Raw genomic sequence first — 12,187 nt, 5'->3', positions numbered from 1 at the left:
TCACGGCTGCGCCCTGAGAGAAGCCGCCGAGCACCATTCTGGTGTTCGGGCAGTTCGCCGCCGTCGACTCGACGTGGGTGGCCTCGTCTTTGATCCCTTCGACGACGGTCCTGGCGAAATCGATGCCCGCGCCGAAATCACTGCTGGCGGCGTAGTTCACCGGGTAGACCTCGACCGACCGGCCACCGGCATCCGAGCGCAGCGCGTCGACGAATGCCTGCCCGACCCCGCCGACACCGGGTGGCTCGCCGGTACCGCGCGCGAACAACACCTCGACGTCGGGACACGGCAGAGCGGATGCACGCGGGGCCGGTGAGCCCAGCAAGGCCGCCGAAATCGTCAACAGCACCGCACCGACGACGTGTGTGGCACGACACCCGCTCATGCCGATCACCGGCCGGCGCACCAACCTGATATTCACCGCTACCCCCAGATGTTTGTCATCCGATCCCGACACGGTCCTAGTACCCAATTTGACGCGCGACGAACCACTGCTAATAACCCCGCATCCGCAGCACCACCTTGCCCCTGGCGGTGCGGTTCTCCAATGCCGCGATCGCCTCGCCGGCCTGCTCCAGCGGAAAGACGTGCGGCCGCGGCGGCAGCACCGCCCCCGAAGCCAGCAGCGGCTCCAGCTGCGTCCACTGCCAAGCGAGGTAATCCGGATGCGACGCCAACCACGCGCCCCAGCCGGCCCCGACCACGTCGATGTTGTTCAGCAGCAAGCGGTTCACCTTCACCGTCGGGATCTCACCACCGGTGAAGCCCACCACCAGTAACCGGCCGCCGGGTGCCAGCGACCGCAGCGAGTCGGTGAACCGGTCACCGCCGACCGGGTCGACGACGATGTCGACCCCCCGGCCGCCGGTCAGTTCGCGCACCGCGTCTTTGAATCCGTCCGCTGACACCGTGTCGGTGGCACCCGCTGCCCGAGCGGTGTCGGCCTTCTCCGCAGTGCTGACCACCGCGATGACCCGGGACGCGCCGAACGCGGGCGCCAGCCGCAGCGTCGAGGTACCAATGCCGCCGGCCGCACCGTGCACCAGCACCGTCTCACCCGGCGACAACCTGCCCCGTTCGGTCAGCGCGAAATGCACTGTGAGGTCGTTGAACAGCATCCCGGCGCCAGCCTCGAATGACACCGTGTCCGGCAGTTTGAACACCTGCGCTGCGGGCAGGGCGATGACCTGGGCCATGCCACCGGTCAGCATGGTCAGCGCCGCGACCCGGTCACCGGCGGTGACGGCCGCGCCTGCGGGCGCGCTGCGCACTACGCCGGCGGCTTCACCACCGGGCACGAACGGTAGTTCCGCCTTGTGTTGGTAGAGGCCACGCGACTGCAGCACGTCGGGAAACGCCACGCCGGCGGCATGCACATCGATGACAACGGCACCATCGCCGGCCGGCTCGTCAAGCTCGACCACCTGCACCGCCTCCGGTCCGTCGAGCCGGGATATCTGTACTGCACGCATGGCTGACTCTTTCTCAGGTTCGGACTCAAGAGATACTCAAGAACCTAGACCACCGGGAGTTAGACTCACCGCGTGGGAACGTCGCCGTATCCGATGGAGCGGCGGTGAGTCTACTGGGGCTCGGTCGCCGCGGCGCGGCCGGCGGGTTTCCCGTGGCGTTGCCGCCTGGACGCACAGTGCACGTTCGTTCCGGCGACGGCATCCGGTTGCACACCCGGGTGTTCGGGCCTCCGGGCGGCTACCCGATCGTGCTGTCGCACGGCATCGTCTGTGCGATCCGGGTCTGGAGCTACCAGGTTGCCGATCTGGCCCGCGACTATCGGGTGATCGCGTTCGACCACCGCGGCCACGGGCGAAGCGGCATGCCGAGCCGCGGCGGCTACAGCCGGACCCACCTGGCTTCCGACCACGCCGCGGCGCTGGAGGCCACCCTCGCGCCGGGGGAACGCGCGGTTCTCGCCGGACATTCGATGGGGGGCATGGCCATCGCCGCATGGTCGGATCGATACCGGCACAAGGTCACGCAGCGGGCCGATGCCGTCGCGCTGATCAACACCACCACCGGTGACCTACTGCGGCACCTGAATCTGCTGCGGGTGCCGCGGCGGTTCGCGTCGGCGCGGGTGTTGGCGGTTCGCGGCCTGATCGCGTCGTTCGGTTCGGTTCCACTGCCGAGTATGGCGCACCGGCCGACGCGCGACCTGGTGACGATGATGGCGGTCGGCGACGACGCCGATCCGCGCACTGGCGCGTTCATCCACGAACTGTTCGCAGCCACGCCGGCGGCCGGCCGGGGCGGCTGCGGCAAGATGCTTGCCGCAGCGTTGGGGGCACAGCACATAGACCTGGCCGGCCTGACGGTGCCGACCCTGGTCATCGGCAGTGAAGGCGACCGGCTTACGCCGATCAGCCAATCCCGCAGAATCGCGGGCAGCGCACCCAATCTGGTCGGGCTGATCGAGTTGTCCGGCGGGCACTGTTCGATGTTGGAGCGCCCCACCGAGGTCAACCAGGCGTTACGGACACTCGTCACTTCGGTGACCGGTTCTGCCGGCAGCCGGCGCGTCGGCTCGTAGCCCGGCGGCCACCTCAGCGGCTGCCCGTCGGCCGGAACGGACCGCACCGTCCAGAAAGCCCGTCCACTCGTCGGCGGTTTCAGTGCCGGCCCAGTGAATTCCTCCGACCGGTTCGTGCAACCACCGCCCATAGGTGGTCCAGGATCCGGGCGGCACCGCGGCGGTCGGCCCGCCAGGGGCGAATCCTTCACTGCCCCAGCAATAATCGAGATAATCGATCGGGCGCAGCGCGTCGTCGCCGAACAGCGTGGCGAAGCCCTCCAGCGCGAGCCGGCGCCGCTGCTCGACAGGCAGCGCGTCGAAGCTGCGGGGGTCGACGAACCCCAGCAGGATGCCCGGCCCTTCCGAATGGGGGCTGACGTCGAATGTGATGACCACCGGGCCGCTGTCGGACAGCGCTTCCCCCGAACAACCATCGGTCCGCCAGAAGGGGGTGGGGTAGGCGGCATAGGCCTTGCTCAACCGACCCAGCGGCCAGCACTGAGCGAGCCGCTGAGACCCGGACGGCAGTGCGGGAGTGAACTCGATCCCGGCCCGGTGTGCCGGCGGGATCGCGACGATGACCGACGCGGCGTCGGCTCGGCCCTGATCGCAGTCAATGCTCACCCCGGCGTCGTGTCGCTCGATGCGGCGCACCGGGGCGTCGGTCACCACTCGGTCACCGAGCTCGGCCGCCATCGCTTGCGCAATCTGCTGTGTGCCAGCGGCGAACCGCTCCTGCTGGGCACCGTTTTCGGTGTCGAGCAACCGGTCCAGCCCACCGGCCGCGGCCACGTAGCGGGCGGCGTGCAGCATCGAGATGTCATCGAGGTCGCAGCCCCAGACCACCCGCGCCGCAATGGCCAGCAGGTCACGTGAGCTGCGCGTAGCGTGTATCGACCGCAGCCAGCCGCCCAACGACTGGTGGTCCAGCTGGTGTGCGCGCCGCGCTTCCCACGGCGCGGGTAGCGGTACGCGGCGGGAGAGACGGTTGAATTGCCAGCGCACCCGACCGATGTCGAGCAGCTCCAGCAGCGACAGGCGGGGAATGGTGCCAGAATAGCGGCGCACCCGCCCCCGCCAGCGGATCAGGTTGGCGCCGTCGGCGTACGTCGGGACGGTGGCGATTCCCAGGCCGGCGGCCAGGGTCAGCACCGCATCCTGGGTGGGGCCGACGAAGGAGCCACCGAGATCGACTGGCACTCCGGCGATCTCGCCGGTGTACGAACGCCCGCCGACGCGGTCACGGCCCTCCAACACCACCACGTCGTGTCCGGTGCGCACCAGCTCGCGGGCGGCGGTGAGCCCGGCGAAACCGGCACCCACCACCACGACGTCGACGTTCCACTGTGGTGCGGCCATGATCTTGAGGATAAACTGACCGCACTCATGAACACACTGCCCAGCCCGCCCGCTGCGGCCACATGAGCCTCGTCGTCTCCGATCACGAGCGGGCGGCACTGGTCGAGGCGACGCAGTTTTCGCTGCTCGCCGCAATCACCGGGCGACTCCTATGTGCAGACGCCAGCGCCGAACTGTCCGTCGCCGTCAACAACGGGATGCTGATACTGCAGGCGATGGGTCTGGGCGGGTGGATTTTCGACGGACTCGATCGATTGACGGTGCTTGGCGGGTCCGGTGATCCGAGGGTGCCGGGGTTGGGGTTTGTCGCCGACCATGACAAGCGCTGGCCATTTGCGAACGCTACCGGGATGCCCGGGTATTTCGAGACGTTCAGCCCGCCGCATGTGCCGTCGGTGGCCGCCGGGGTGGAGAAGCTTGTCGCAGGAAAATACGGTCCGGGTGGGCCGTTTCACCCGGATACGCCGGGTACCTGGACGGATACTTCGAGGGTGCGTGCCTCCGCGCTGCCGCCCGAGGACATCCAGGACGTGGTCACGGTGGAGGTGTCCTACATCTACGACGCCTTCGGCAAGTTGCCGGGTACTGTACCCACGGTGTACGTGCTGATGTATCTGCAGGCCAGCATCTCGACACCGACTTCTACGACGAGTTTTTCGCCCCGGGCGCCTACCTGCGGACCCACGCCGAGCACCAGGCTCGCTGGCACCGGTAGGGACTGGCCTACGGCGCCACCGATGACCAGTCGGCGAACCCGGACGGGTCATGACGCCCCAGCGCCCCGTGCTCGTAGAGACCCCAGCCTTCCACTGGATCGCCATCGCCGTCGCGGCATAGGGCTCGGCCCACGTGGTCGATGACGCCGAATCCGCTGCGCGCGATGATCGCTGGCTCGGTCATGTCGTAGGTCAGCCTTTCGGTGAACTTCTCACCTTTCCACATGCCGTGCAGCCAATCGGGGTCACCACCGTATCCGCCACCGACGTGGATCGGCACCGCCAGCTTGGACTCCACCTCGAAGTGCACCGGGATCCCGTCGGGCCGGGTGGCGTGGATCGTTGCTGAAGTGGGGATGCGGGTGCCGGATCGGTAGCGGGTGGCCACGTGCGGCCAGCCCAGCTGCTCGGCCCGGCCGTCGCGCCACACCCGGGTGCAGTCGTTGAGGGAGCGGAAACCGTCGGGTTGTTCCTGGATGATCAGCACGACGGCGAAATCGTCGAACGCCATCGGCAGATACAGCCACCACATGCCCTCGAACGGCGGGTCGGCGGGCCGGCCGGCCGGCTCCGGTTCGCCGACCGGGCGGATGCCCCAGGACCGGTCCCGGCTGCCGATCCAGGTCAACGGGTCGACGGTGATGTCCTCGCCGTCGATGCTGATCAGCCCGCTCCAACTGCCCAGCTGGGCAAAACGCTGGGCATCTAACGTCACCCGGTTGCCTGACCGCAGCACGTGCGGCTGTTCCTGAATCACGTCGAACAGACCCTCCCAGCGCAGATCGACCGCGATACCCTCGGTTTCCTCACACACCACCCGCAGCCGGCGCAGCGGTTCGGTCACCTCGACGCGGTACGCCCCGACGTGCGGGTGCAGCCGATCGGAGTCGATGGCGTCCGAGAAGTGCACCGCGGTCTGGGTGTCACCGCGCTCGACGTCACCGGAATCACCGCTGCGACGGCGTATCAACACGAACGCATCCTTGACGCCAAGGTTGGGGTAATAGCCAAGGCCAGTGATCACAAAGATGTCGCCGGTGCGGTCATGGGCGTTGAGGTAGGAACGGTCGTAGAAGTTGCGGTCCGACGGCCCAGGCCAAGCGATCGGCTGCGGTAGCTGGTGGACCGGGTATTCGTCGAGCGGTCCGAGCATCAGTCCTGTTCTCCAATCAGACGTTTGAGCAAGCCGGCGTGGTAGAACAGCGACTCCGGACAGATCGTCGGGTTCTCTGGCTTGTCTACCTCGCCGAAGTGGATTCGTCGCGCCCCGGTGCGCATGAACACCACCGCCCACATCACCGCCGAGTAGACGTAGAACCAGTGCAGGTCACCAAGTTCCACCCCGCTGAGCTGCTGGTAGGTGGCGCGGACGTCGGCTTCGGTCAGCACGCCGGGCAGACCGGGCAACGTCGCCAAGCCGGCAAGTTCTTGAAACACCTGGTGCGCAAAGATTAGCCACGCCACATCGAGCTCACGTGGTCCTAGCGTCGTCATCTCCCAGTCCAGCACCGCTACCGGCCTGAACGCGCGGTAGAGCATATTGCCGATCCTGGCGTCGCCCCAGCACAGCACCGGCCGCCCGGCTGCCGTATCGGTGGGCCAGTGGGCGTGCAGCCACTCAAGAGAACGTTCCAGCAGCGGTGACCGGCCGATGTCGTCCACCGCGAAGTCGTACCAGGACCGCACCCACCCGAAGTGCCGGCGCAGCGCGGTGTCACCTGAGCGGCCCTCCTCCAGAAACGCAAACGTGTTCTCTGCACCGGAAATAGAGTGCAGTTCGGCGAGTATCGCGATGGTGGCGTCTTGCAGCTCGCGCTGCTGGGACGCCGACGCGTCGGCGAACCAGTTGCCGCCGAAGGTGTAGGGCATGACGTCGGGCGGCACGACGCCTTCGACGCGGTCCATCAGAAAGAACGGTGTGCCCAACACGTCGCCGGTGGGTTCGATCCAGCGCACTCGTGGCACCGGGACGTCGGTCAGCTCACCCACCCTGCGCATCACGTTGAATTGGTGATCGAGGCGGTAGGTGGGGAAAACCGGTACGTCGTCGGTGGTGGGCGCCACCCGCATCGCCCAGCGCTGATGCACCGGGATACCGTTGGCCACCCAGCGGCCCGAGAGCATGATTGTCTCCGATGACATGCCGTTGGCGTCGACGCCGCTTTCCACGGTGACCTCGGGAGCCAGCCTGTCCGACAACACCGTAGACAGCCAGCGCGCCATGATCGTGGGCAGGGTGGTGACGTCGCGGCTGGAACGCTGAAGCCGGCCGACATCCTTTTCGACCTTTGGTTGGTCGGCCTGGTCGGCCTGGTTGGCTTCCGTGGCTTTCTCCCTCCCAGAAATTCCGATACGATCGGTAGCGTTATGGAATCACACACGCGCGTCGTTGACAAGAATCTCGGGCGGCCCCGCGACCCTCGTATCGACGCGGCCATCCTACGGGCCGCTGCGGAACTGGTTGTGCAGGTTGGCTATTCGAATCTCACCCTGGCCGCTGTCGCCGAACGCGCCGGGACCACGAAATCTGCCCTGTACCGGCGGTGGCCCAGCAAAGCTGAGTTGGTGCACGAGGCGGCGTTTTCGGTGCCCCCCGGCGCAGTGCCATCGTCGGTTGGCGATGCGGCCACCGATATCCGGGCGATGATCACCGGTACTCGCGATGTCTTCACCAGCCCGGTGGTGCGGGCTGCGCTACCCGGGCTGATTGCCGACATGGCCGGCGACGCGGAGTTGACCGCCCGGGTGCTGGGGCGGTTCGAGGGCGTGTTCGATGTGCTGCGGAGGTGGGTGGCCGAGGCCGTCGACCGGGGCGAAGCGCGCTGCGAGGTGGACCCGGACCGGCTGGTCGAGGTGATCGGGGGGGCCACGTTGTTCGCGCTGCTGCTGCGCCCCGACGAGAGCCCCGGGGAGGGCTGGGTGGAGCAGACCGCCGACATCGTGGCGTACGGTGTGGCGGCCCGAATTTAGGAGTGCAGGTGGCTGAACCAGAGTCGTTTCCTCAGCCGTTTCCCGTCGGCTGGCTCTCGGCTCTGGTGCTAGTCCCACATCCCGATGACCCGGAATACGGCATGGCCGCCGCGGTGGCCAAGTGGACGGCGACGGGCAAAACGGTCCAGTACGCGATGGCGTGCCGCGGTGAGGCCGGCATCGAGGGTATGCCAGCTGAGCAGGCAGGCCCGATCCGAGAAGCCGAACAGCGACGTTCGGCGGCGATCGTCGGCGTTGACACTGTCGACTTCTGGGACTTCCCCGACAGCGACATCCGCGACACCACCGAGCTGCGCGCAACTATCACGTCGGCCATCACTGCCGCCAAACCCGATGTGGTGGTGACGATTTACGGCGGACCGGAGTGGGGTCCAGGTGCCCCGAACCAGCGTGACCACATCGAGTTCGCGGCCGCGGTCAGCGCGGCACATGCCTCGCTGGCCGATCCACCGCGCTGGCTGTTCCAGAACGGGCCGCAGCCCACCCATGTTGAGACGGTGGACGGGTTCACCGATGCTGCCGTCGCGGCGTTGGCCGCCCACGAGGTCTACCTGTCGGTGCTCGACCCGACGACGCCGGTGGCCGAGCAGGCGCGCCGGCAGATCGACGCAGTCACCCCGGAGGTGAAGGGCAATCGTGTGGTGGGCTTCATCCTGGTGAGGAGCGCCGACCGATAACGGATCATCCGTCGTTGTCGACTGGTGGGTCGGGGTCGCCGCGTAGGAGTTCGGCCTCAGCGCGCGAACTGCACGGCGGCGTCGACCAGATCCAGCACCGGCGCCGGTATGACGCCCAGCAGGATGGTCACTACCGCGCACGCCGCGATCGTCGCCCTACTCCATATGCTGGGGATCACCAGGCGCGGTGGGTCGGCGGGCGGCTCGGTGAAGAACATGAACACGATCACCCGGAAGTAGAAGTAGGCGGCGACAGCACTCATCAGCACGCCGACGACCACCAGCGGCACCGCGTTGCCTTCGGCCGCCGCTTTGAACACGGCGAACTTGCCGACGAAGCCGCCGGTCAACGGAATGCCCGCGAACGACACCAGGAACAACGCAAACAACAGGCCCACCAGCGGATAACGCCGGCCCAGGCCGCCCCACCGGGTCAGGTCGAGTTCCTCTTCGCCGCCGGCGCCCCGGATCAAGCTCACCACCGCGAACGCGCCTACCGTCGTGAAGCTGTAGGCGATCAGGTAGAACAGCGTCGACGAAACACCCGCCGGGACGTCGGCGAGCACACCGGTGAGCACGAAGCCGACGTGGGAGATCGACGAGTAGGCCAGCATCCGTTTGATGTCGTTCTGGGTGATCGCGGCGACGGTGCCGACCACCATGGTCAGAATCGAAATGAGCCACAGCAGCGGGCGCCACTGGTCGTGCAGCGCGGGCAGCGCGACATAGACGATACGCAGCAGCGCGCCGAACGCAGCGACCTTGGTGGCCGCCGCCATGAACCCGGTGATCGGCGTCGGTGCCCCTACGTAGACGTCGGGAATCCAGGAGTGGAACGGCACCGCGCCGACTTTGAAGAACAACCCGATCAACACCAGGCCGACGCCGACGAGGGCCATTGGGTCGGCGGTGTGCCCGGACAGAGCCGCCCCGATGTCGGGCAGCGAGAGCGAGCCGGTGCTGCCGTAGAGCAGTGCGACACCGAAGAGGAACAGCGCCGACGAGAACGCCCCCAGCAGAAAGTATTTCAGCGCCGCTTCCTGTGACAGCAGGCGGCGGTACCGGGACAGCCCGCTCATCAGATACAGCGGCAGCGAAAGAACTTCCAGCGCAACGAACATGGTCAGCAGGTCGTTGGCGGTGGGAAACACCAGCATGCCGCCGATAGCCAGCAGGAGTAGCGGAAACACCTCGGTCTGGATCACCCCGGCGCGGGTCGCCTGCATTTCCAGTGCGCCGTCCGGTACGGCGGACGCTTGTGGGGTGAAGCAATCCAGGCCGACGACGGAAGCAGCCGCAGGTGCAGTGGCGGGTGCCATGGCTGCACCGGGCCCTTGCGGGCCCGGCGGGACACCCGCACCCAGGCTGCGTTCCGCGACGAAGATCACCGCCATGATTCCGACCAGCAGCACAGTGCCCTGCAGAATCAGCGCGGGCCGGTCGATCGCCACCGAGCCCAGCACGGCGATGCGGCCGGATGTCGGAAGCTCACGGCCCACCACCACGACGGCGACGAAGGCGGCGACCAGCGACCCGACCGACAGCAGGACCTGGGTGACATAGCGGGCCCGGCGCGGCAGGAACGCCTCGACCAGAACAGCGGTGACCGCTGCGCCGAAGACGATCAGCATCGGCAGCAGCAGTACGTATTCGATCTGCGGCGTGGGCATGCTCACCTCGCCCCTTCGGCGGTAAACGCACTCGGATCCGTTTGGCCGATCGTGGTCATGGTGTGGTCGACCCCGGGGTTGATGATGTCCAGCACCGGTTTGGGGTAGAAGCCGAGGAACAGCAGCAGCGCGATCAGCGGCGCGACGACGACGACTTCACGTGGCACCAGGTCGTGGATGCGTTCGCCGGCGTGGCTGATCGGACCGGTCATCACGCGCTGGTAGAGCCAGAGCATGTAGATCGACGACAGCACCAGCGCGGTGGCACCGATCCCTGCCGCCAGCCAGTATCGAGGGAAAGTGCCCAGCAGGACCAGGAACTCGCTGATATACGGAGCCAGGCCCGGCAGCGACAGGGTCGCCATCGCCGCGACCAGGAACGTCCCGGCCAGCACCGGGGCCACCTTCTGTACACCGCCGTAGGCGGCGATCAGCCGGTTACCGCCCCGACGCGAGATCAGGAAGCCGGCGATCAGGAACACCGCGGCGGTGGACAGCCCGTGATTGAGCATGTACAGCGCCGAACCGCTCTGGCCTTGGCTGGTCATCACGAAGATGCCCAGGACGATGAACCCGAAGTGCGAGATCGAAGTGTAGGCGATCAACCGCATGATGTCCGGCTGGCCGATGGCGATCATCGCTCCGTAGACCACGCCGATGACGGCCAGCACCACAATCACGGGCCGGAAATAGACTGCGGCATCAGGGAAGAGCTGCAGACAGTAGCGCAGCATCCCAAAGGTGCCCACCTTGTCCATCACCGCCATCATCAGCACCGCGGTCGCCGGGGTGGCCTCCACCGCGGCGTCGGGCAGCCAGCGGTGGAACGGCCAGAGCGGCGCCTTGATCGCGAACGCGAACATAAAGCCGCCGAACAAAGCCTTGAGCACCCCGGGGTCGACCGCCGTCGAGCCCGGCGAGAACGCCGCAACCACTTCGCGGAAGTCGAACGTGCCAGTCCCGTGCTGGGCGGTCACCACGTAAACACCGATCACCGCGGCCAGCATGACCAGCCCGCCGAACAGGTTGTACAGCAAGAACTTCAGCGCCGCTTTCGGCGCGGCGGAGGCGGCGGCATCAGACCAAGCGCGGCGTCCATGTCCCCCGAACCCGCCGATCATGAAGTACATCGGGACGAGCATGGCTTCGAAGAACACGTAGAACAGCAGCACGTCCAGTGAGACCAGCGAGATCAGCACCATCGACTCGACCGTCAGCATCAGCGCCGCGTAGATGTGCGGACCGCGGCTGCGCTCTCCGCCGTCGTGCCAGCCGGCCAGCATCAGCAGCGGTACCAGCCCGGTGGTCAACAGCACCAGAACCACCGCGATGCCATCCACTCCGAGGGTGTAGCCCGCGCCGAACGACGGTATCCACGAATGTGATTCGACGAACTGGAACTGAGCGCCGGCGGCTGTGCTGTCGAAGCCTACGGTGATCGCGACGGCCACGGCGAGCACACCGAGACTCACCGCCAGCCCGGTCCACTTGGCCAGCTGACGCTGCGCGGCCGGCAATACGGAGACCAGCCCGGCGCCGGCCAGCGGCAGCAGCCACACCAGGCTCAGCAGGGGGATCACCGCTGCACCGCCAAGACCACCGCGACTATCAGGACGGCTCCGACGAGCATCGTCAGCGCGTAGGAGCGAACAAAGCCGGTTTGCAGCCCGCGCAGCCGCTGCGAGATGCGGCCGACCAGCGCCGCCAGCGCGTTGATCGAGCCGTCGACGCCACGGTCGTCGACCTCGACCAGCGTTCGCGCCAATTGGTCACCCGGGCGCATGAACACCTCCTCGTTGACAGCGTCGCCGTAGAGATATTGGCGGGCCGCGACCGTCAGGGCCGAGACGTCGGTGGGCGCGGTGGCCGGCACCGGCTTGGTGCCGTAGACGCGATAGGCCCACCAACAGCCGGCCAGCACGATCGCGAGGGCGACGATCGACGTGGGCCCCGCCCGGACGGCGGGGGGCCCCGCAAGGCGGCCGGCCCGGGTGACCCCCCGCCCCCACCCCCCGGGGAACGTTGCAACGCTGGCTGGAGCCGGTGGTTAACCCGGACGGCCGCCTTTCCGTGGCCCCCGCCGCCCGGGCGTGGGCCACGTCGATCGTCGCCCTCGCGATCGTGCTGGCCGGCTGTTGGTGGGCCTCTCGCGTCTACGGCTCCCCGCCGGTGCCGCTCACCGCGCCCCCCGACGTCTCGGCCCTGACGGTCGCGGCCCGCCAATATCTCTACGGCGACGCTGTC

At 67.5% G+C, this 12,187-nt stretch carries 11 protein-coding genes and 2 pseudogenes; 5 read left to right on the top strand and 8 right to left on the bottom strand.

Translation table 11 applies throughout. The features are described 5' to 3' along the window. Together AC2VON_RS22075 and AC2VON_RS22070 are read right to left on the bottom strand one after the other, a co-directional pair. A partial coding sequence (locus AC2VON_RS22075) for a cutinase family protein (RefSeq protein ID WP_486954777.1) occupies positions 1–385 on the bottom strand: 385 nt, incomplete at its 3' end. A 109-nt stretch (positions 386–494) separates the two neighbouring features. Next, on the bottom strand, positions 495–1,472 hold the full coding sequence (locus tag AC2VON_RS22070) for an NADPH:quinone oxidoreductase family protein (RefSeq protein WP_486954775.1): 978 nt from the start codon (positions 1,470–1,472) through the stop codon (positions 495–497). 104 nt (positions 1,473–1,576) lie between these two features. On the opposite strand from AC2VON_RS22070, the gene AC2VON_RS22065 reads away from it, so the two are divergent. Beyond that, the gene (locus tag AC2VON_RS22065; protein ID WP_486954774.1) at positions 1,577–2,548 is read left to right on the top strand and encodes an alpha/beta fold hydrolase; all 972 of its coding nucleotides are present in this window, start codon (positions 1,577–1,579) and stop codon (positions 2,546–2,548) included. On the opposite strand, the gene AC2VON_RS22060 is transcribed toward AC2VON_RS22065, so the two are convergent. Then, entirely contained in the window at positions 2,489–3,889 is a 1,401-nt protein-coding gene (locus tag AC2VON_RS22060) for a flavin monoamine oxidase family protein (protein WP_486954773.1), read from the bottom strand. The two genes, AC2VON_RS22065 and AC2VON_RS22060, sit on opposite strands and share 60 nt — an antisense overlap. Before the next feature lie 158 nt (positions 3,890–4,047). On the opposite strand from AC2VON_RS22060, the pseudogene AC2VON_RS22055 reads away from it, so the two are divergent. Continuing rightward, positions 4,048–4,604 (top strand): annotated as a pseudogene (locus AC2VON_RS22055) (hypothetical protein); the annotation flags it as partial. Positions 4,605–4,612: 8 nt separating this feature from the next. Here AC2VON_RS22055 and AC2VON_RS22050 read toward each other — a convergent pair. Then, a complete protein-coding gene (locus tag AC2VON_RS22050) occupies positions 4,613–5,758 on the bottom strand; it encodes an Rv3169 family protein (RefSeq protein ID WP_486954772.1) in 1,146 nt (381 codons plus the stop codon). Next, positions 5,758–6,951 carry a phosphotransferase family protein gene (locus tag AC2VON_RS22045; RefSeq protein ID WP_486954776.1) on the bottom strand — a complete coding sequence of 398 codons (1,194 nt, stop codon included), beginning with the start codon at positions 6,949–6,951 and terminating at the stop codon, positions 5,758–5,760. The genes AC2VON_RS22050 and AC2VON_RS22045 overlap by 1 nt, the downstream gene beginning before the upstream one ends. A gap of 21 nt (positions 6,952–6,972) precedes the next feature. On the opposite strand from AC2VON_RS22045, the gene AC2VON_RS22040 reads away from it, so the two are divergent. Continuing rightward, positions 6,973–7,575, top strand: coding sequence for a TetR/AcrR family transcriptional regulator (locus AC2VON_RS22040; protein WP_486954771.1), 603 nt, complete (start codon positions 6,973–6,975; stop codon positions 7,573–7,575). An 8-nt stretch (positions 7,576–7,583) separates the two neighbouring features. Beyond that, positions 7,584–8,273: a PIG-L deacetylase family protein gene (locus AC2VON_RS22035; RefSeq protein ID WP_486954770.1), complete on the top strand. Its 690-nt coding sequence runs from the start codon at positions 7,584–7,586 to the stop codon at positions 8,271–8,273. 56 nt (positions 8,274–8,329) lie between these two features. Here the strand turns inward: AC2VON_RS22035 and nuoN are convergent, their stop codons facing one another. The 3 genes and pseudogenes from nuoN to AC2VON_RS22020 all read right to left on the bottom strand — a co-directional run. After that, positions 8,330–9,949, bottom strand: a complete 1,620-nt coding sequence (nuoN, locus tag AC2VON_RS22030) for an NADH-quinone oxidoreductase subunit NuoN (RefSeq protein WP_486954769.1) — start codon at positions 9,947–9,949, stop codon at positions 8,330–8,332. Beyond that, positions 9,946–11,523 carry an NADH-quinone oxidoreductase subunit M gene (locus tag AC2VON_RS22025; protein ID WP_486954768.1) on the bottom strand — a complete coding sequence of 526 codons (1,578 nt, stop codon included), beginning with the start codon at positions 11,521–11,523 and terminating at the stop codon, positions 9,946–9,948. The genes nuoN and AC2VON_RS22025 overlap by 4 nt, the downstream gene beginning before the upstream one ends. After that, positions 11,520–11,906 (bottom strand): annotated as a pseudogene (locus AC2VON_RS22020) (NADH-quinone oxidoreductase subunit L); the annotation flags it as partial. The gene AC2VON_RS22025 and the pseudogene AC2VON_RS22020, both read right to left, overlap by 4 nt. 80 nt (positions 11,907–11,986) lie before the next feature. Between AC2VON_RS22020 and AC2VON_RS22015 the strand changes: the two are divergent. After that, a partial coding sequence (locus AC2VON_RS22015) for a hypothetical protein (protein WP_486954767.1) occupies positions 11,987–12,187 on the top strand: 201 nt, incomplete at its 3' end.

It is taken from the genome of Mycobacterium sp. TH-M82 (assembly GCF_057473605.1).
This window is presented reverse-complemented; position numbering and strand designations above follow the sequence as displayed.